Source organism: Arsenicibacter sp. R0_47 (assembly GCF_057652235.1).
Genome location: NZ_JBYFCJ010000017.1, coordinates 143,206 through 162,479 on the forward strand (window position 1 = coordinate 143,206; position 19,274 = coordinate 162,479).

Below are 19,274 nucleotides of genomic sequence, written 5' to 3' on the forward strand. Positions count from 1 at the left end.
CAGCTATGACCCGAATCCTGCCGGTTGAGGAGACGCAAAATATTGCGTCTCTACCCGATAAACACGGTTGGGTGGCCATGTGTTGCAGCCTTATTTTTCAACCAGGAAATCGACGGCCTGCACACCGGCAATTTCGGAAGCCCCCAATTTGATGTGTTTCTGGTGTTCGGGTGAGGCTCCATAGGCCTGCAGGTCTTTTTCGGAGGCAAATGTGGTGATATACACATGCCTGATGTCCTTGTTTCGGGCATCCATCGGCGCAATGCCCCATTCGTAGCCACGGGTCATCTTTAGTTTTGTACCCAGGTTCTTAAAAGACGCATCAACGGCTTTGATCATGGCAGCCGGTGCTGTAGGTTTGAATGTAACGGTTACCACATGCCGTAATACTTTTTGAGGCGGCGTCTGTGCATAGGACAATGTCAGGCTGCAAACTATACCCAACACCAGAAGAATGGATTTTGTGTTCATGATTGACTAGAAAGCGTTTACGGATCAAGTTAACCGGATTTTTTTCTCCCTGTTAACAAATTTGTTAACCATTCGTTCATACCTGCCACTGACACACACGCTACATTTTTCGTATATTTGAATTTTACAACCGGCAACAGGCTATGGAAGTCAGAACCATTGAGGATTTTTACGAGGAAACCGCACAACTCATTCCGGCAGGCATCAACAAGGAAATCGGTCACTTCAATGTGTTTGCAATCGCCGATATGTACCGGAAACGCGACGGTAAAAGCCGGCTCCGATGCCGTATAACCGGCGGGCCTACTACAAAATCAGCCTGATCTGCGGTCATAACCGCGCGGAATATGCCGACAAGGTGATCGACATTGAGAAAAATGCACTCCTGTTTGCTACGCCCCGAATCCCCTATAACTACACCTCGCTTGAAGATGACCAGTCCGGGCATTTCTGCGTGTTTACGGACGAGTTTATGATACCGGCCAAAAGCGGTATCACGCTGGATGAACTACCTATTTATCAACCCGGCGGCTATCCTGTTTTCCAGCTGTCAGATGAAGAGGCTGACGAAATCAAGGGTCTTTTCCGGAAAATGCACCGCGAAATCGCATCCGACTATGCGTATAAGTATGACCTGCTGCGGACGTACGTGCTGGAACTGATCCATTACGGCCAGAAACTGCAACCGGCCACATCTTTATACCCGACCCATACAGCTTCGGCCCGTATTTCGTCGCTCTTCGTCGAACTGCTTGAGCGTCAGTTTCCGATTGAGTCGACCCGGCAGCAGCTGGGGCTGCGGACAGCCAAGGATTATGCCGAACGGTTGTCGGTGCACGTCAACCACCTGAACAAGGTCCTGAAGGAAAACACGGGCAAAACCACAACGGAAATCATCGGTAGCCGCATCGTTCAGGAAGCTAAGATTCTGCTCCGCCAAACCGACTGGACTATCTCCGAAATCAGCTACAGCCTCGGGTTTGAAGAAGTCGCCCATTTCTCTAATTTTTTCCGCAAACAGACGACCTTATCGCCCGTCGCCTTCCGGTCCTGACGAGCATAATTTGATTTTCGCAACTAATCGATTGATGTTTGCAAACAGCGGGGGACAGTTTTGCTGCAATTTTGTGTCACCAATTTATAAACACAAACACAATGACAGCAAGCAGCAAAATTGCCCTCGTAACCGGCGGCAGCCGTGGTTTAGGTAAAGACATGGCCCTGAGTCTGGCCAAAAAAGGAACCGATATTATCCTGACCTATAACAGCCGTCAGGACGAAGCACAGGCCGTTGTCGCCGCCATTCAGGCACTTGGCCGGAAAGCCGCCGCGCTTCAGCTGAATGCCGGCGATATCGCCGGCTTCAGCACATTCGCCGGTGAACTGACCAATACGCTGGCAGCCACATTTGGTACCGACCACTTTGATTTTCTGATCAACAATGCCGGAATTGCAGGTTATACGCCGCTCGGGCAGGTCACCGAAGCGGAGTTTGACCAGTTAACCAACGTTCATTACAAAGGCGTTTTCTTCCTGACTCAGACGCTGTTGCCGATCATGAACGACGGCGGAGGGATTGTCAACATTTCGTCGGGGCTGGCCCGTTTCTCGTATCCGGGCTCGGCGGTATACGGCTCGCTGAAAGGCGCGGTTGAGGTACTGACGCGGTATATGGCCAAAGAATTAGGCGCACGCGGAATCAGGGCCAATGTGGTGGCGCCGGGTCCGGTAGCAACTGATTTTGGCGGGGGTCGCGTCCGTGATAACGAGGAGTATAACCGGCAGCTCTCTTCGCTGACAGCATTGGGCCGCGTGGGCTTGCCGGAAGACATTGGCGGGGTCGTTGCCTTCCTGTGTTCGGAAGACGCCCGGTGGGTCAACGCCCAGCGCATTGAAGTAGCCGGCGGGATTCTTATCTAAGAAAAAACCGTACAGGATCGCCGGGCGATCCTGTACGGTCTGTAATTAACCCAGAATCTGCATATTGACCGGATCCCAGCCAACAATTTTCTTCTGGAAGTAGCTCATATTCCCGCACTGTGTCGGACCACAGGCACGCAGGCCAAAGGTGGCATCTTCGATATTCGGCGCATTCGTCCGGATGGAGTTGAAGAAGTTCACAAAGTGCTCGTACCGGTCGCCTTTGTAGTCTTTCGGCGCGCTGTATTTAAACTCTTTCGGACCTTCCATTTCCGGCCGTGACGGGTACATTTTGTTGTACTGTGCCAGGAACTGTTCTTTCTGATCCTTCGGGAAATTGTCGATTGACATGCCCGGTGCTTTCGGGAATTTGTTCCGGCGAACCGTTACCGTATCCCAACCCAGCGACAGGTCACCTTCGGTACCGACCAGACGCACCAGGTAGCCGCCGCCCCCGCCGTCCACGAAATTGGCGCGGGTGGTCAGGTTAAACTCAGGGTGTACGTCTGTTTTCGGATAATCATAAATACTCAGCTGAATATCAGGTACATCACGACCATCTTTCCAGTACCGGATTCCCCCGCTCGAATACACGCGGTTAGGGCCTTTCGAACCGGTAATAGTATGCAAGGTGGTCAGCAGGTGCACATACAGGTCACCGGCGATACCCGTGCCATAGTCCTGATAATTCCGCCAGCGGAAGAACCGGAGCGGGTCCCACGGCCGTTTCGGCGCACTCCCCAGGTAGGTATCCCAGTCTACGGTTTGCGGTGACGCATCCGGCGGAACCGAATATTGCCAGGCACCCATCGCGCTGTGGCGGTCATATTGGGCTTCGGCAAACACGATTTCACCAATCTCACCGGCTTTCAGCAGCTCCTGCGCCTTCGACACCAGAATGGAGCTGGCAAACTGACTGCCCACCTGAAACACCTTACCCGTCTCTTTCGAAACCTTAATCAGGGTATGTCCGTCGGCCACCTTCTGCACCATCGGCTTTTCGCAGTATACGTGCTTGCCTTTGCGCATTGCATCCGACGAAATCTTCTCGTGCCAGTGGTCTGTCGTAGCGTTGATAACCGCATCAATATCCTTACGTTCAATTATTTCGCGGTAATCGCGGGTTGTCATGATCTGATCGCCCCACAGTTCCTTCGCCCGGCGCAGACGGCCGTCGTACAGATCGCAGGCGGCCACCATTTCAACACCATCGACCATCAGGGCTGTCTGTGTATCACCGATACCCATGCCCCCCGTACCGATCAGCGCGATCCGGACTTTTTCGTTGGCAGCCGTACTCGCATGGCTTTTCACCAGATTCAGGTACTGAGGCGCCCCTACTTCGGCAGCTTTCGCAGTTTCGGCCAGCGCGGCAGGCGCGGTTGTCGCTGCGGCACCCGCAACACCCAGCGTTTTGAGGAACGACCGGCGGGAATTGGCTGTATTCAATTTCTGTTTACGCATCTATTAAGGCAGGAGGTAATTAATATATAACTCGTCTAACTGTGTAATACGTCAGCAATCTAATAAAATACTAGCTTCAGCCGAAAAAAACTGCGTTTATATGGCAGATTCAGGCTTTACCCGTCTTTTGTACGCCTGCGACGCACACGCTGTTTACTTTGAAAAATCGGTATTGGCAGCCTTCAGATCAAGCGGTTTAATCCAGATATTGCGGTACAGCACATCGTGCCCCTCAGCCTGTAGCTTCAGCCCGCCGGGGGTGTCAGTAATACCCTTGCCCCCGTCATTACCGCCGTCGATCCCTGAGTTGGGGCCGCCCCACACCTGGCTGATCGGCTGATTCTTGTGGACTTTTTTACCGTTGAAGTACATGGTCACCTGCGCATTCTCGACCCGCTTGCCGTCTTTAAACCGGGCAGCGCGGAATACAATGTCGTAGGCGTTCCACTTGCCGACGCCGTTGTAGGCATAGTAGGGCGACGGCGTTTCGTTGATTACCGCTCCCAGGCCGTGCGAGGTTGTATCGCCGTCGAGTACCTGGATTTCGTAGCGGTTCTGGAGATAGACCCCGCTGTTACCGCCGGGTTTGCTGATATAAAATTCAATGTGCAGCCGGAAATCGCGGAAGGCTTCCTTCGTCACGATGTCGGCTGCACCATATTTCCCACCCGCAGCGGCCGGATCGTTGGTGTTCATCACCGTTCCGGCACCCGCAGGGTCTTTTTCAATTTTCCATTTGATGGGCAACGACGCTGCCAGCCGGGGACCCTCCCAGTACGTCCATTTTTCGTCCAGCATCTTGCGGCTGCCGTCAAATAAGACCTCAGCATCTTTGGGCGCTTTCGCACCGACACCGATCTGTGCCTGCACCGATAAACTGAATCCGGCCGATACCAGCGCAAGGGCCAGGCCCCGCCATACGCGTTGAGTTGTGTGTTCCATCATGGTTAGTTTTCCCTAAAAGCTTACTCGCCGGTCAAATCTAACCCTTCTGACTCGCGGATTTCGACCCGCTTGCCCATCTTTTTCTGAATAATCTTAAAGTGGTGTTCGTCTTCCGGACAAATCAGGGTAATGGCATCGCCTTCGACACCCGCCCGGCCTGTCCGGCCAATACGGTGTACATAATCTTTCGGCGAGCGCGGCAGCTCATAGTTAATCACAAACGGAAGCTCCTGAATATCAATTCCCCGCGACAATAAATCGGTAGATACCAACACCGTAGCCTTGCCGTCTTTGAACTGCTGCAACGCTTCCAGCCGCGTCGTCTGTGCCTTGTCGCCGTGGATGCCGATGGCCTTAATGCCATTCTTATTCAGCTTACCAACCACGTTATCGGCCGTGCGCGTTGAGGAGACAAATACCAGCACCTGACGCATGTTGTGCGTCTTAATCAGGTGCCGCAGAAACGGCCCCTTACGCTCCGGCGCAATCCGGTACGCCACCTGCCGGATGGTTTCCAGATCAGGAGCGGCCTCGGTGACGTCGATCCGCAGCGGACTTTTCAGGATATTGGCCTGAATTTTATCGACCGCATCGCCCAGGGTTGCCGAAAAGAGCAGCGTCTGACGCTTGGTTGGTAACAGCTCAAAAACCTGCTTCATCTCCTCCTCAAAGCCCAGATTCAGCATTTTGTCGGCTTCGTCCAGCACCAGCATCTCAACTGACGACAGCCGCAGTGCGTTCGAGGAAACCAGGTCCAGCAAACGGCCGGGCGTGGCCACCACAATTTCGGTGTTTTGCAGGGCAATCATCTGCGGATTGATCGACACCCCGCCGTACACCGCCAGTGTCTTTACCTTCCGGGGCAGATTGGCGCTGAACGTCTGAAACACCTCCGCCACCTGCACTGCCAGTTCGCGGGTCGGCACCAGCACCAGCGCCTTCACAAAGCGGTTCCGGCCGATGCGTTCGCCCTGAAAATACTCCAGGACAGGCAGCACAAAACTGGCCGTTTTGCCCGAGCCGGTCTGGGCAATACCTAAAATATCACGACCCCGCAAAATGGCCGGAATGGCCTGCTCCTGAATCGGATACGGGTTTGTATACTGTTGGGCGGCAATTGTCTTCAGCAACGGCCGCGATAAACCAAGGGATGAAAATGACATAGGTAAACGAGCAACCGCCTGGCTACCGGTCCGCGACAAGCGACCCATAGTCAGGCAGTTTTGTTAATCAGCCGGTTGGCTGCGGTAATTAATTATTCGGTTTGGTTTTACGGATGGGCCGGCCATACTTTTTCATCATTTCTTCGGCATGATTCCGGCGCACGTTCACCTTTTTGTTTTTGGCAATCTTGTCGTGGAAAGCCCCGCCCCCGTCTTCCGGACGCGCTACTTTCAGCTTCGGCATCTTCATCTGCACCTTTTCCATCTCGCCCGGCAGCAGCACGTCCGAAATATCCAGGTCGTCGGGCAGCGGCGTAATCGGAATCTGGTAGTTCATCAGTGCCTCGATTGCTGCCTGTTCGTCTTCCTCACGCGCCGTAATCAGACTGATGGCAATGCCTTTCCGGTCGGCGCGGCCCGTCCGGCCAATGCGGTGGATGTAGCTTTCCGGCTGTTCGGGCAAATCGAAGTTGATCACGTGCGTTACCTCCGCCACGTCAATCCCCCGGGCGATTACGTCTGTCGCGATCAGCACCCGATAGGTGCCTTCGTGAAACTGACGGACACTGGTAAACCGGTGCTGCTGGGCCTTGTTGGAGTGAATAACCCCGACCCGCTCCGGATACAGCACCGACAAACGTTCATAGAGCTGATCAGCCAGTTGCTTGGTCGAGACGAAAACCAGCACTTTGGTCATTTCGTCGTACGTTTTCAGCAACCACTGTAACAGATTGATTTTGGTATTGAAGTTGGGTACTTCATAGCCTGTCTGCGCAATATTGTCGAGGGGCGTACCGGCCGGCGCGGCTTCCACCCGAACCGGATTGGCAAAGTAAGTATCGAGCAGCGCTTCTACCTCACTGGTCAGCGTCGCCGAAAACAGCAGGTTCTGGCGTTTGGCGGGCATGAGGTCAAACAAACGGGTAATCTGCGGCCGGAAGCCCAGATTCAGCATTTCATCGACTTCGTCGATCACGACCCGCTTGAGGGCTTTCAGTTTGAGGGAGCCGTTCAGCGCCAGGTCAAACAAGCGGCCGGGCGTCCCGACAACCACATCGGCACCGGCCTGTAATTCAGCCTGCTGCGGTTTCATGTTCACGCCGCCGTATACCCCGACTGCCGTCAGGTTCATGTAGGTACTGAGCTTTTGGATGGATTCGACCACCTGCGTCACCAGTTCGCGCGTGGGCACCAGAATCAGCATTTGGGGCAGGCGGTCTTTGGCAAACTGATGGAGGCGCAGCATCGGCAAGAGGTAGGCAAAGGTTTTGCCGGTACCAGTCTGCGCAATGCCGCATACATCCCGCCCCGACATCACGACCGAAAACACGTTCCGCTGAATGGTTGTGGGGGTTGTATAGCCCAGGTCATTCAGGGCGTTGAGCAGGGGTTTATTAAGATTTAACTCCTCGAAGGTCATGTTCGTAAGCAATTGAGCCTGCAAAGGTAACCTTTTTCGTTTATCGTTTGTGCGGATTCAACACAGATAAGCCTTTAACTCCCAGAAAGTCAGACTCATTCTGAGTAATCAATTTCAACCCGCAGACTTTTGCCGTTGCTGCGATAACAGCATCCGGAAGCTTGATTTTCCGGCTTTTCCGAAGAGAAATTGTTTCCAGAATTATAGGCTCTGTCAGGTCATATACAATAGAATGTTCCACAAAATCGGCAATCAACGCATATTCTGTTGTATTAAACCCAAGTATTTCAATACGTGTGATGACCGAAATCCGGGGCACCGCATCGATAATCGGGTGCATAAATTCCATTCCGTGCTCAGGTAACAGACCCGCCAGGTAGTCAGTGACAACATTGCTGTCAATTAAATATCCCGGCTTTCCCATTCACTGCGGCTTTGCTGGATATGTTGCTGTAACGCTTTCGCAGTATCAGCCGAAAGTTTTCCGGCAAAGCGCTCTGAAAGTCGTGACGATTCAACTGTCTGCCGACTCATAATACGCAGAACATTAAGCGCTTCCAGATCTTTTACAAGATCAAATGCTTTCGGGTTTGTTAATTCAATCAATAGGGTATCCATCCGCTTCTTTTTTGCGTAAACAATCACGCAGCCCGTTCAGTTGCCGCAGGGACAGCACAACGGGGCTGGTAATCACTCCTTAAAGATAACGATTTTGCTCTACTCCGGAAACAAAGCGGTTTACCGGCTGTTGTTACGGTTTTTCTTTCCGCAACGAATCCTTTTTGGCAGTTCCGATCGGAATCGCGACACCAAAACCGCGCGGATCGCTCAGCGGCTCGATCTGGATACCTCGTTTTCCTTTTCGTTTCCGGCGAACAGGGCGTTCCGGCTGCGTCCGGGCCGATGATTGCAGCATTGTGCCGGGGGCCGAAATCGGGGAATCAATACCGGGTGTCATAATCGGCGGATTTGCCGGCGCCGGAGCAGGGCGTGCCGTATCACGCTGCCCGTAACAAACCAAGGAGGCACTTACCAACCAAATCGAAATCACTACCGCACGTCTCATACCACATCAGTTAGTTGGGTGGAACTTTACGTACCTAACACCGGCCGGCAACCTACTGTTTGGTCAATAAACAAAAAAGGGCTGCGCACGCACAGCCCTTCGTTATCCTACCGGCAACTGCCTATTGTTTCAGCAAACGCCCCTGCAAATGCCCCTTGCTGGTCAGCACCATGTACAGGTACAGACCCGTTGGCCAGTCACGGGTGGTCAGGGTATGCGTCGTGGCAGTACCAGGCAGCTGCACGGTCCGGATACGCTTACCCTGCAACGAATACACTTCAATCTCACGGATGTAAGCCCCCTCCGGCACGCGGATCGTTACCTGATCCTGCGCCGGCGACGGATAGGCCTGCACCTCCCAGGCCGTGGTTTCGGCCGAAAGCCCGGCTGCTTCACGCGCGCCCTGCGGCACAAACTCAAAGGCGCCGATGTCGTAGCCGCCGCCCTGCGGACGGACCACATCCAGCTGGGCAACCGTTACGCCCCACTGCGCCGCATTAGCCCCGGCATCAATCAGCGGTGAACCAGGCAGTAAGGCAAAGTTTGCGTTGGCCGGATCGGCAAAACCAGCCGCCGACGTAGCGGCCACGGTGTAGTTATTGAGCATCGTGGCCGTTGCGCCCTGCTGGAAGGCAAACGCCTTGCCAACATAGCCGTTGCTGGGCGCTGGTCCACTGGTTCCGTAATTGGTAATCGCGTTGTTCGCAATGGTATTGCTATTGATCTGGTTATACAACCGGATACCGTCGCGGCCGCAACCGGTAATGGTGTTATTAATCATTTGTACGTACGTGTTTGGCAACGAGCCCGTCCGTTCGTCGCAGAAAATCCCGTCGCCGCCCGTCTGGCTGATCACGTTGTTGAACAGCCGGTTATTTCCCCAGTGACCAACCACGATAATGCCCATCCCCGAGGCGTTCAGAATGGTGTTGTTGTAGCAATCGCCGCCGGCACCACCCCCTACCTGCAACCCGTTGTTTTGGTAGCTGGCAAAGGGCGAAATACCCGTGTCTTTCATCCAGTTATGGTGCACCTTCGCGTCGGGCGCACAACCGTACTGTAACCCTTCCGCCCCACTCCGTTCGATGCGGTTGTTGTAGATTTCCAGCCCGTAGATCAGGTGCGGATACACCTGCTTCGTCACACCGTTGCAGGTCACGGTCATGCCATCGCCGAAAAACGAGTTGCCGATATACAACCCCTCACCGCCAACATCGTGTATGTAGTTGTCGTGGACCTTCACGTTATACATCGTAAAGTTCGACCGCCACGTCGCCGAATCACAGCCCGGATCGGTTTTGGCCATGATGCCGGCAAAACCGGCCTTCGCTATCTCCACGTGGTCAATTTCTACATCTGAGCTCAGGTCGCCGACCGCAATGCCCATATTACCGCCCGTATTGAGGTTATTGATCTTAAAACCATATGGATAGGCGGCATCACCCGTACCACTCAGGGCAACATACCGGCTGCGTTTTACCTGCACCGTGCTGGTAGCTGCACTGGACTGCACCAATACCTGGCCGCCGCAGTTCACAAACCGGATCGGCTGCGTTGGTGACCCTTCGAAGTTGGTCAGCGTAATATTGTCGTACAGGCCCGACTGCACACAGACCTTTTTGCCCGGGGCGACTTCCAGCAGCCAGTTGTTGTAGGTGCCCGCTTTGGTGATGGTGTAATCGCAGCCACAGGCGGCCGATCCGCCCACCTGCCATCCCGCGGGTACCGACCCGAGGTTGTTATACAACATGGTGTTGTCGTGTACACTCGCATCGGGTGCATTATTCACCCACAGGGCGGCGCTGCTCGTCCGCTCAATACGGTTGTTGTATACCTGCATGCCATAGGTCTGCGCCGGATACACCACCTTATTCACCCCGTTACAGCTGATTGTCCGGCCGGTAGTCATTGAATAACCGCTACCCAGAAACATGCCCGGACCGCTGGCATGGTGAATATAGTTATCGTGGATTTTCACGTCGTAAATCGTGAAGTTGGGGTAGTTCGCCGTGGTGTCGCAGGCGGGGTCGGTTTTCATGAAAAAGCCCGCATACCCGGCTTTGGCCACTTCGACCCGCTCCACTTCGTAATTTGAGCTCATGCCGCTGACCGACACCGCCGCCACGCCTGACTTTGACTTGTCGATTTTAAAGCCGTAGGGGATCGCGCTGTCGCCCGAACCACTGACAACGATGTATTTAGAATCCTGAATTTCAAGGCCTGCGTAATTACTGGTTTCGGAGCCGAGGCCGACCAGACCACCGCAGTTCACAATCCGGATAGGGTTAGCCGCCGTCCCGACGAAGCCCACCAGGCGGATGCCATCGTAATGGCCGGCCTGGATGCAGACCGTCTGTCCGGGTTGTACTTTTAGTTTTGCGTTCTGGTACATCCCTCCGGCCGTGATGGTTACGGTACAGTTGCAGGATGTCTGGGCCATGCTGTTCAGACTGAACAGACCGAGGCATGTTAAGATAAGATAGAGATGTTTCAACGGTGTTAACGGTTTACGTAGTCAATAAACGGATTAGCACAGTAAAGATACTGATCAACAGAATATTCATATGAAAACAAGGCCTTTGTTTACGTAAAAAGCGATCAGAGCCGGACTTTTGGGCTGATTTCCCCCTCCGGAGGGGGTTAGGGGGAGGAAAAATAGTGTTCCCTACTTCTAGCAGACTACTTACTCCGCTTTTTATGAGCAAAAACAAGCGGGGGCCAACGAGTAAAATGCCGCTAAGCTTCCTTTTTCAAAGAAAGCATGTACTTACTTCCCTGATGAAACAATCCTTTACCTTGATACCTTTCCGATTACCGGTTTCTGCTTCAGGCTGGCTGTTGCTGCTCTTCACGCTTTTTGTGCATACGGCGCAGGCACAGGAGGGCGGCAAGCTGAAAGTAAAAGGCAAAATCGTTGATGCACAGAGCAATGCGCCGCTGGGGTTTGCCAGCGTCCGGCTGTTCAAACAGGCTGACAGCTCGTTCGTCACCGGCGGCATCACGACCGAATCCGGCGATTTTTCGATTGATGCCCCCGCCGGCAGCTATTACGCCCTGCTGGAGTTTATCGGCTACAAAGCCACCAAAACCGCCGGTTTTCAGCTCAACAAGGCCAATGCTCCCCATAACTTCGGCAACCTGAAGCTAGCCGTTTCGTCGAAAACCCTCGACGAGGTGGTGGTGCAGGGCGAAAAAAGCACGATGGAGCTCGCCCTCGACAAAAAGATTTTTAACGTCGGGAAAGACCTTGCCAACGCAGGCGGCACGGCGGTCGATATCCTGAGCAATGTTCCGTCGGTGGCGGTCGATGTGGAGGGCAATGTCAGTCTGCGGGGCAGCAACAGCGTCCGGATTCTGATCGACGGCAAACCGTCGGGGCTCGTCAGTATCAAGGGGGGCAGCGGGTTGCAGCAATTGCAGGGCAGTGCCATCGAACGCATCGAAATCATCACCAACCCGTCGGCCCGCTACGAAGCCGAGGGCATGGGCGGGATTATTAACATCATTCTGAAAAAAGAGCAGAAGCAGGGCTTCAACGGCTCGTTCGACATCATTACGGGCTATCCGACCAACTACGGGGCCGCCGCCAACGTAAACTACCGCCGGAAAAACCTGAACTTCTTCGTCAACTACACCGCGTCGTTCCGGAATACGCCCGGCCGCGGCTCGCTGTATCAGGAAGTGTATGACGGCGACACAACGCGGATTTACCAGCAAACGTCGAACAGCAAGCTCAAGGGCCTGAACAACAGCGCCCGCGCCGGGATCGACTACTTTTTTGACCCGAAAAACGTACTGACCGGGTCCTATACCTGGCGGATCAGCAAGGGCAAGCGCTACACTGACCTGCGCTACCTCGACTACATCAACAGCCTCAACAACCTGCAGACCATCACCAACCGGACGCAGGACGAAACCGAAACGGAGCCCAACTCAGAATACGCGATAACCTACAAACGGTCGTTTACCCGCCAGGGCCACGAGCTGACCGCCGACGTTCGTTACCTCGACAACTGGGAAAGCTCCGACCAGTATTTCGGCCAGCAAATCTATTCGCCGACCAACAAACCGCTTTCGAATCAGCTGCAGCGCTCGCTCAACGACGAAACCGAAAAGCAGTTTCTGGTGCAGGTCGATTATGTGCAGCCCTTTGCACAGAAAGGTAAGTTTGAGGCCGGCCTCCGCAGCAGCACCCGCAACATGACCAACGATTATACTGTAACGCAGCAACGCCCCGACGGCAGCTGGTTTCAGTTGCCGGGGCTGACCAACGACTTTTTGTATGAAGAACGGATCAATGCGCTGTATGGCATTGTGGGCAATAAAAGCGGCAAACTCTCCTACCAGGCCGGTTTACGGGCCGAGTGGACGGGCGTAACCACCACCCTGAAGCAGACCAATGAGGTAAATCCGCGGAACTACGCCAACCTCTTCCCGAGCGTTCACGCGACGTATGACCTGCCCCGTCAGCATGCGTTGCAGGTGAGCTACAGCCGTCGGGTGCGGCGGCCGCAGTACAACGACCTGAGCCCGTTTATGACCTTCAGCGACGCGCGGAACTTCTGGAGCGGCAACCCCGACCTGAACCCTGAATTTACCAATGCCTTTGAGATCGGCCACGTCAAATACGTTGAAAAGGGGTCGGTCAGTTCGTCGCTGTATTACCGGCATACCAACGGCAAAATTATCCGGATCCGGCGGGTAGACGAGCTGGGCAACTCAACGACCCGCCCCGAAAACCTCGCCACCGAAAATTCGTATGGCGCCGAGTTTGCGGCCTCCTACACACCCTACAAGTGGTGGAAAATCGACGGCAGCATGAACTTCTTCCGCGCCGTTACCAACGGCAGCAACCTCGACGTCAGCTACCAGAGCGATACCTACAGCTGGTTTACGCGGGCCACCACGCGGTTTACGTTCTGGAAAAACACCGACCTGCAACTGCGCGGTAACTACGAAGCACCGCAGAAAACACCGCAGGGCCGCCGGAAATCCATTGCAACCCTCGATCTGGCGGTGAGTAAGGACATCATGAACAACAACGCCACGCTGACGCTCAACGTCATCGACGTCTTTAACTCCCGCCGGTTCCGGTCGATTACGGAGGGAGACAATTTTTATACCTACAGCAACTCACAGGGCCGTCTGCGGCAAATCAACCTGACGTTCAATTACCGTCTGCGCCAGGCCAAGAAAAAGGCCAAAGACGTGGGTGAAGGCGAGTTTTAAGCCATCCGAAAAAGGCCGGTACAGTACCGGCCTTTTTCGGATGTAAATAGTATAAAGATACGTAAGCGACTAAGCAAAATCAGGCCTCACCAGACAACAACCTACTGCATTTCAGCTACTTGTCCACTAAATCGCTCATTCACTAAATGGACTTTGTTTCGGCGCGATACGGTTTCGGTGCCCACCAGCGTTCGAGCAGTTCGGCGGTTGTCCAGGCCTGCCACACCAGGTCGCGGCCGGCAGCAAACGAACGGGTTACATACATTGCGTTGTTTTCCTTGTCTACGACAAAGTCGAAAAGCAGGTTTGTGTTCATTTCGTATTTTGTTTAAGTGTTGATAATACATCGTCGAGCTGGCTGAACCGCGTTTCCCAGATGCTCCGGTACTGCGCCAGCCACTGGTCTACCTCTTTCAGCTTTTCCACTTCGAGGTGATAGTAAATCTCCCGCCCCTGCTGTTGCGGCCGCAGCAGATCGCATTCCGTCAGAATCTGCAAATGTTTCGACACCGCCTGCCGGGTGGTATCAAAATGTTCGGCAATGGCGTTGGGCGTCATCGCCTGTAGGGCAATCAGCGCGATAATGGCCCTGCGTGTCGGATCGGCTATGGCCTGAAAAACATCCCTTCTCATAAAACCTCCTCTCTTGCAATCATTCAGTTGCAAATATACGCGCAACTATTTGGTTGCGCAAATTTTTACATAGAATTATTCGCCGGTACGGGTAACCTGATTGACATTCTCCGTTATTGCGTTTAGATTATACATTCACAACCGCTATTGGTATGACGATCTCCTTTCCCGACCTGCTTCTGCTCTTCGGTACGCTGCAAGGGTTTATTCTGGCCACGCTCCTCTGGACCAGCCGGTCGGGCAACCGGCAGGCCAACCGCTTGCTGGGTACGCTGGTCGGCTTGCTGGGACTGGCGTGTCTGGCGGTGGGCATTCCGGTCACGAACGGCTGGGTCAGCCTGATGCTCGATCTGCTGCCGCTGATTGTGATCATGCCGGCGGGGCCGCTGATCTGGTTGTATACCCGCTCGCTCTTAGATCCGGACTTCCGGTTAAGCCGGCGGGAAAAGCGCCATTTCTGGCCGGTAATTATCGACTGCGGCAGTAAACTCGCGGGTTGGGGGTTTATAATCGGTGCGCTGCTCGGTGTGGTTGACTACAGCCACCGCGAGGCCGTCGCCTGGTTCATGGACGAATACAACGTGTATGCCGACATTCCGCGCTGGCTGTCGGTAACGACCTATGTGGTGCTGACCTACCGATGGCTACAGCAGTATGCCCGCCACTACCCGCAGCAGCAACTGACCGATGTCCGCTGGCTGCGGCAGTTCATGCTTGCGTTTCTGGCCTTCCAGAGCCTGTGGCTCATGCACCTGATTCCGTATATCAACCCGGCGACACGCAACGCCCTGCTCGACGCCTGGGGCTGGTATCCGCTCTACATTCCGATTGCCGTCCTGATTTACTGGCTCGGCCTACGCGGCTACCTCCACGCCCGCAGCCAGCCCACCGACATGCAACCGGCTACGGCCCCGCCAAAGCCAGCGGCCAAACCGCTGTCCGAAGCCCAGGCCAACGAGGTTGCCGGATGCCTCTACCAGGCAATGGAGACCGGCCAGCTGTTCCTGGACCCCGAACTGACCCTTGATAAGGTCAGCCGCCATGTGCAGCTGCCTGCCAAAACCATTTCGGCCGTGCTGAACCAGCACCTGGGCAAGAGCTTCAACCAGTTCGTGAACGAATACCGCATCGAGGCCTTCAAGCAGAAACTGACCGATCCGGCCCACAGCCACCTGACGCTGACCGGCCTTGCGTTCGAATGCGGATTCAACTCGCAGGCCACCTTTCAGCGGACGTTTAAACAGCTGACCGGCGCTACCCCCGGCGCCTATCTCCAGCAACAAACCGCCTGAAAACAGGGCAAATCCGGATTTAAGAGCGCTCAAATCCGGATTTGAGTAGCCTGCCACCCGATTTTGGACGTGTTTTGGCAAAAAAACAACGCTAATGACCGCCATGCGTCTACGCCTGATCGCTTCTCTGTGGCTTTGCTTATGGGCCACCTTCTATGGCTCCGGCCTCCGTGCCCAAACTGGTATCACTACGGTTTCGGGCGTTATTCTCAGCGACGATAAACGAGAGCCGATCCCGTTTGCCAGCCTGTTGGTAAACGGCAAAAATATCGGCACGGTCTCCAACGAAAAGGGGGCCTTTATCCTTAAAATTCCGGCCGGTCAGAATACCGGCCAGCTGGTCGTTTCGTCGGTCGGCTATGTCTCGCAGACCCTGCCGCTCGACCGCATTGGGAGCGCCCCACTCACCATCCGGCTGAAACTCGCCACGATTGCCTTGCAGGAAGTGCAGGTGAAAGCGCAGCGGAAAAGTGCGGCCGACATTCTGCGCGAGGCCGTGGCTGCCATCCCCCGCAACTACGACACCACGGCTGTGGCCCTTACGGCTTTCTATCGCGAAGACACGCGGTTCGACAATCAGCCGGCGCGGTATAACGAAGCGGTGTTGTCGGTTTATAAATCCGCCAATAATCAGCCGGCGGGCAAGGATCAGCTCCGGCTCCTCAAAGGCCGCAAACGGAACATTGATCCGAAAACCCACAACATGCCGGACTTTATCAACCTCAGCAACGGGGCCCGCAGCTCGCTCTACGGCGATTTTGTGAAGCTTATTCACGACAAACGGAACACCTTCAACGAGCGGAATCACAAATACTACCTGTTCTCGCTACAGGTGCTGACGGGCGACCGGATGCTGTACGTCATCGATATTCAACCCAATCCGAAACGACGCAAGGGCTACGTGACCGGCAAGGTCTATATCGACGCCGAGACCCTGGCGTTTGTCCGGAGCGACCTGCGGCTGACCGATCAGGGGCTGGATCACGAGAACAACGACAACTGGCTGATGAAAAAGATGGCGTCGATGATGACCCACCTGCAATTCAGCATGTCCGGTTTCAGCGAAATGGTCACCTACCGGCAAAACCCCGCCGATGGCCGCTGGTACCTGGGCAATGTCGAACGCCGGTATGAAGCCCTGATTAACAGCAAACAACGCAACCTGACCGACAAAAAATGGCAGGTTGCCACCAGCTTTACCGTTACGGATGTCGGGCCGAAAGGAATTGAGCCGTTTGCGGAAGGCGACATTACCGAAACCCGCAACCCGATGAGCTGGATCGTCGGCGATCAGAACGATCCGGCTTTCTGGGAGCAGTACAACATCCAGCAGGCGCTTTCGTCCGACACCATTCCGGCCAGCCAACCGGCGACACCTGCTGCCGCACCGGCCCCCGCCGCCCCCAAACAACGGCTAGGCAACCGGCAGAACGGGTTTGGGCGGGCCGATACGCTGCGGGGCAAACTGACGCCCCTGCGGAGCAGCTACGATGTGCTGTTCTATGATCTGGCAGTCAGCGTAGATATCGCGAAGAAGTCAATTGCGGGGCATAACCGCATCCGGTTCAGGGTGCTGGCGCCAATCCGCACCATCCAGCTCGACCTGTATGCCAACATGGCCATCGGGCAGATCACCTACAACGGCCGGCCGCTGGCGTATACCCGTGAGCATAACGCCGTATTTGTGAACTTTCCGGAAACGCTGCCGCAGGGCAGCCAACAAGCGATTGAGGTGGACTATTCGGGAACGCCGCAGGAGGCCGACCGCACTCAGCCAATGGTCGGCGGTTTTCTGTGGCAACAGGACCGCGACGGCAATCCGTGGGTGCAGGTCGTTTGTCAGGGGTCGGGGGCCAGTTTGTGGTGGCCCAACAAAGACCACCTGTCCGACAAACCCGACAGCATGCGGATCCGGGTGACCGTGCCGGCGGGGCTGATGACGATTGCCAACGGGCGACTGCGCCGTACGACCAACCTGCCCGGCAACCGAACCGAATACGACTGGTATGTCAGCTACCCGATCAACAACTACAACGTCACGCTCAACATCGGGAAATATGCCCACTGGCGGGATTACTACGTCAGCGGCGACACCCTGACGCTCGACTACTACGCCATGCCCTACAACCGCAAACCGTTTGGCTGGGTGTTCGACGGCACGAAACAAATGCTGGCCACTCTGGAGAAACACTACGGCCCCTACCCCTTCCCGCGCGACGGCTTTACGCTGATGGAATCGCTCCACCCGATGGAGCACCAGAGTGCCGTTTCGTTCGGCCCGCTCCCCGCCGGCCGCGCCGATAGCCTGTCGGCCATCGACTCCCTGCGCATCCGGCAGCTGGTCTGGCACGAAGCCTCGCACGAATGGTGGGGCAACAACGTGAGTTGCAGCGATCTGGCCGATATGTGGATCCACGAAGCCTTTGCGAGCTATTCAGAAGGGTATTGCCTCGAAGCGATCCTCGGTAACGATGCGGAGCTGGCCTATATCGCCTCGCTCCCGCCGCAGGTGATCGGCAACGAGCCGGTAGCGGGTGTGCCCGACGTGAACCACATCCATTACGACATCGGCGACATGTATACCAAAGGGAGCCTGATGCTGTATACGTTCCGGCACGCGCTGGCCAACGACAGCCTGTGGGCGCGCCTGCTGACCGGCATTCAGCAGCATTTCCGCCAACAGACGATCCGTACGCAGGACCTGGTCCGGTACATCAACACCGTAACCCGCACCGATTACAGCTGGTTCTTTGACCAGTACCTGCACCATGTCGGCCTGCCACGGCTCCAGCTGCAATTGCAGGAACAGGCCGACGCGCTCGTGGTACGTTACCGGTGGGCCGCCGACGTGCCGGGGTTCCGCATGCCGGTGTCGGTCACCAGACGGCCGGGGCAGTACGGACTCATCCGGCCCACGACGGCATGGCAGACGATGACCCTTCCGCAGATGAGCGAAGATGATTTTGCGGTGGATACCACGCGCTTTTACGTTACGGTAGAGGAGCGTTAACGGGCGTCCAGATACGTCCGCACCGCCAGCAGCAGGGCATCGGGCTGTTGGGTGCCGATCATCAGACGGCGGCCGTTTTTCTTCCGGATCAGCAGCCCCCGATTGCCTTTAGCATTGTAGACGGTGCTGTAGGTGCCGGTAAACCGGATTCCATAGCCGATGAACCCGCTATAGGTTTCCAGCCGCACATCCTGAATCTCGTCCCGGCGGAGTTGGGTGCGCCAGAGCGGCCGGTAGCTGATCCGGATGCCGCGTTCATCGACCGTGGTCTTTAGCGTCAGCAGGCGGAAGAACCCGAGCTTCCGCCCATAGATTGTTTTGTGATAAGCCGGCTTTCGGGCGGAAGTTTTCAAACGCGGCAGCTAACAAACTCATGTATGCCCAACGCCTGTTAGCTGTGTTTTTAATACATTTCTCTTGCTTTCAGGACTGTTTGTTGTTTGAGGGTAAACAGATCGTCAACATAGTTACCGTATATAGCTGTCGCACGCCCGTTTTTTATTTTATAATAGGGTGCCGGATACAGTCTTTTTCTGTCTTCGCTTGTTAAGTTATCGACAGGATATGATACCTTCTCTTTAAATCAGGGCTTTCTCATAAAAAAAGGCAAGAACCAGTATGTCCTATTTTTGTGGTGACGAAACTACAAAACGATGACGAC

General features: G+C 55.0%; 18 protein-coding genes. 6 read left to right on the forward strand and 12 right to left on the reverse strand.

Going from position 1 to position 19,274, the window contains the following annotated elements:
- Positions 1–90 precede the first annotated feature (90 nt).
- Positions 91–471: a Dabb family protein gene (locus AC23NW_RS23730; protein WP_487452565.1), complete on the reverse strand. Its 381-nt coding sequence runs from the start codon at positions 469–471 to the stop codon at positions 91–93.
- 143 nt (positions 472–614) lie between these two features.
- On the opposite strand from AC23NW_RS23730, the gene AC23NW_RS23735 reads away from it, so the two are divergent.
- The 3 genes from AC23NW_RS23735 (at position 615) to AC23NW_RS23745 (ending at position 2,391) form a co-directional block, all read left to right on the forward strand.
- The gene (locus AC23NW_RS23735) at positions 615–794 is read left to right on the forward strand and encodes a hypothetical protein (RefSeq protein WP_487452566.1); all 180 of its coding nucleotides are present in this window, start codon (positions 615–617) and stop codon (positions 792–794) included.
- Entirely contained in the window at positions 755–1,525 is a 771-nt protein-coding gene (locus AC23NW_RS23740) for a helix-turn-helix domain-containing protein (RefSeq protein ID WP_487452568.1), read from the forward strand. The genes AC23NW_RS23735 and AC23NW_RS23740 overlap by 40 nt, the downstream gene beginning before the upstream one ends.
- Positions 1,526–1,626: 101 nt before the next feature.
- Positions 1,627–2,391 carry an SDR family NAD(P)-dependent oxidoreductase gene (locus AC23NW_RS23745; protein WP_487452570.1) on the forward strand — a complete coding sequence of 255 codons (765 nt, stop codon included), beginning with the start codon at positions 1,627–1,629 and terminating at the stop codon, positions 2,389–2,391.
- Positions 2,392–2,436: 45 nt separating this feature from the next.
- Here AC23NW_RS23745 and AC23NW_RS23750 read toward each other — a convergent pair whose 3' ends face one another.
- The 8 genes from AC23NW_RS23750 to AC23NW_RS23785 form a co-directional block, all read right to left on the reverse strand.
- Complete coding sequence (locus tag AC23NW_RS23750) at positions 2,437–3,855, reverse strand: Gfo/Idh/MocA family protein (protein WP_487452571.1); 1,419 nt, start codon at positions 3,853–3,855, stop codon at positions 2,437–2,439.
- 153 nt (positions 3,856–4,008) lie between these two features.
- Entirely contained in the window at positions 4,009–4,800 is a 792-nt protein-coding gene (locus AC23NW_RS23755) for a 3-keto-disaccharide hydrolase (protein WP_487452572.1), read from the reverse strand.
- Between the two features lie 20 nt (positions 4,801–4,820).
- Complete coding sequence (locus AC23NW_RS23760) at positions 4,821–5,963, reverse strand: DEAD/DEAH box helicase (RefSeq protein WP_487452592.1); 1,143 nt, start codon at positions 5,961–5,963, stop codon at positions 4,821–4,823.
- Positions 5,964–6,051: 88 nt separating this feature from the next.
- Positions 6,052–7,383 carry a DEAD/DEAH box helicase gene (locus AC23NW_RS23765; RefSeq protein ID WP_487452574.1) on the reverse strand — a complete coding sequence of 444 codons (1,332 nt, stop codon included), beginning with the start codon at positions 7,381–7,383 and terminating at the stop codon, positions 6,052–6,054.
- A gap of 40 nt (positions 7,384–7,423) precedes the next feature.
- Positions 7,424–7,807, reverse strand: a complete 384-nt coding sequence (locus tag AC23NW_RS23770; RefSeq protein ID WP_293837127.1) for a type II toxin-antitoxin system VapC family toxin — start codon at positions 7,805–7,807, stop codon at positions 7,424–7,426.
- Positions 7,786–8,001: a hypothetical protein gene (locus tag AC23NW_RS23775; RefSeq protein ID WP_293837125.1), complete on the reverse strand. Its 216-nt coding sequence runs from the start codon at positions 7,999–8,001 to the stop codon at positions 7,786–7,788. Before AC23NW_RS23775 ends, AC23NW_RS23770 begins: the two co-directional genes overlap by 22 nt.
- A gap of 133 nt (positions 8,002–8,134) precedes the next feature.
- Positions 8,135–8,449, reverse strand: a complete 315-nt coding sequence (locus AC23NW_RS23780) for a hypothetical protein (protein ID WP_487452577.1) — start codon at positions 8,447–8,449, stop codon at positions 8,135–8,137.
- A 121-nt stretch (positions 8,450–8,570) separates the two neighbouring features.
- On the reverse strand, positions 8,571–10,943 hold the full coding sequence (locus AC23NW_RS23785; RefSeq protein ID WP_487452579.1) for a right-handed parallel beta-helix repeat-containing protein: 2,373 nt from the start codon (positions 10,941–10,943) through the stop codon (positions 8,571–8,573).
- A 284-nt stretch (positions 10,944–11,227) separates the two neighbouring features.
- On the opposite strand from AC23NW_RS23785, the gene AC23NW_RS23790 reads away from it, so the two are divergent.
- Positions 11,228–13,678 (forward strand): TonB-dependent receptor, encoded by a 2,451-nt coding sequence (locus AC23NW_RS23790; RefSeq protein WP_487452580.1) that lies wholly within the window; start codon positions 11,228–11,230, stop codon positions 13,676–13,678.
- A gap of 142 nt (positions 13,679–13,820) precedes the next feature.
- On the opposite strand, the gene AC23NW_RS23795 is transcribed toward AC23NW_RS23790, so the two are convergent.
- Positions 13,821–13,994: a hypothetical protein gene (locus AC23NW_RS23795; RefSeq protein ID WP_487452582.1), complete on the reverse strand. Its 174-nt coding sequence runs from the start codon at positions 13,992–13,994 to the stop codon at positions 13,821–13,823.
- Positions 13,991–14,311: an ArsR/SmtB family transcription factor gene (locus tag AC23NW_RS23800; RefSeq protein WP_293837113.1), complete on the reverse strand. Its 321-nt coding sequence runs from the start codon at positions 14,309–14,311 to the stop codon at positions 13,991–13,993. Before AC23NW_RS23800 ends, AC23NW_RS23795 begins: the two co-directional genes overlap by 4 nt.
- A gap of 152 nt (positions 14,312–14,463) precedes the next feature.
- On the opposite strand from AC23NW_RS23800, the gene AC23NW_RS23805 reads away from it, so the two are divergent.
- The gene (locus AC23NW_RS23805; protein ID WP_487452584.1) at positions 14,464–15,603 is read left to right on the forward strand and encodes a helix-turn-helix domain-containing protein; all 1,140 of its coding nucleotides are present in this window, start codon (positions 14,464–14,466) and stop codon (positions 15,601–15,603) included.
- Between the two features lie 103 nt (positions 15,604–15,706).
- On the forward strand, positions 15,707–18,613 hold the full coding sequence (locus AC23NW_RS23810) for a M1 family metallopeptidase (RefSeq protein WP_487452586.1): 2,907 nt from the start codon (positions 15,707–15,709) through the stop codon (positions 18,611–18,613).
- On the opposite strand, the gene AC23NW_RS23815 is transcribed toward AC23NW_RS23810, so the two are convergent.
- Positions 18,610–18,966 (reverse strand): hypothetical protein, encoded by a 357-nt coding sequence (locus tag AC23NW_RS23815; RefSeq protein WP_487452588.1) that lies wholly within the window; start codon positions 18,964–18,966, stop codon positions 18,610–18,612. The genes AC23NW_RS23810 and AC23NW_RS23815 overlap by 4 nt on opposite strands.
- Positions 18,967–19,274 lie beyond the last annotated feature (308 nt).

What these genes read in the sequence shown, in the direction of transcription:
- AC23NW_RS23730 (WP_487452565.1), bottom strand. Translation starts at nt 471, where the DNA reads ATGAACACAAAATCCATTCTTCTGGTGTTGGGTATAGTTTGCAGCCTG.
- AC23NW_RS23765 (WP_487452574.1), bottom strand. Translation starts at nt 7,383, where the DNA reads ATGACCTTCGAGGAGTTAAATCTTAATAAACCCCTGCTCAACGCCCTG.
- AC23NW_RS23775 (WP_293837125.1), bottom strand. Translation starts at nt 8,001, where the DNA reads ATGGATACCCTATTGATTGAATTAACAAACCCGAAAGCATTTGATCTT.
- AC23NW_RS23745 (WP_487452570.1), top strand. Translation starts at nt 1,627, where the DNA reads ATGACAGCAAGCAGCAAAATTGCCCTCGTAACCGGCGGCAGCCGTGGT.
- AC23NW_RS23810 (WP_487452586.1), top strand. Translation starts at nt 15,707, where the DNA reads ATGCGTCTACGCCTGATCGCTTCTCTGTGGCTTTGCTTATGGGCCACC.
- AC23NW_RS23800 (WP_293837113.1), bottom strand. Translation starts at nt 14,311, where the DNA reads ATGAGAAGGGATGTTTTTCAGGCCATAGCCGATCCGACACGCAGGGCC.
- AC23NW_RS23740 (WP_487452568.1), top strand. Translation starts at nt 755, where the DNA reads ATGCCGTATAACCGGCGGGCCTACTACAAAATCAGCCTGATCTGCGGT.
- AC23NW_RS23780 (WP_487452577.1), bottom strand. Translation starts at nt 8,449, where the DNA reads ATGAGACGTGCGGTAGTGATTTCGATTTGGTTGGTAAGTGCCTCCTTG.
- AC23NW_RS23805 (WP_487452584.1), top strand. Translation starts at nt 14,464, where the DNA reads ATGACGATCTCCTTTCCCGACCTGCTTCTGCTCTTCGGTACGCTGCAA.
- AC23NW_RS23750 (WP_487452571.1), bottom strand. Translation starts at nt 3,855, where the DNA reads ATGCGTAAACAGAAATTGAATACAGCCAATTCCCGCCGGTCGTTCCTC.
- AC23NW_RS23755 (WP_487452572.1), bottom strand. Translation starts at nt 4,800, where the DNA reads ATGATGGAACACACAACTCAACGCGTATGGCGGGGCCTGGCCCTTGCG.
- AC23NW_RS23770 (WP_293837127.1), bottom strand. Translation starts at nt 7,807, where the DNA reads ATGGGAAAGCCGGGATATTTAATTGACAGCAATGTTGTCACTGACTAC.
- AC23NW_RS23795 (WP_487452582.1), bottom strand. Translation starts at nt 13,994, where the DNA reads ATGAACACAAACCTGCTTTTCGACTTTGTCGTAGACAAGGAAAACAAC.
- AC23NW_RS23760 (WP_487452592.1), bottom strand. Translation starts at nt 5,963, where the DNA reads ATGTCATTTTCATCCCTTGGTTTATCGCGGCCGTTGCTGAAGACAATT.
- AC23NW_RS23790 (WP_487452580.1), top strand. Translation starts at nt 11,228, where the DNA reads ATGAAACAATCCTTTACCTTGATACCTTTCCGATTACCGGTTTCTGCT.
- AC23NW_RS23735 (WP_487452566.1), top strand. Translation starts at nt 615, where the DNA reads ATGGAAGTCAGAACCATTGAGGATTTTTACGAGGAAACCGCACAACTC.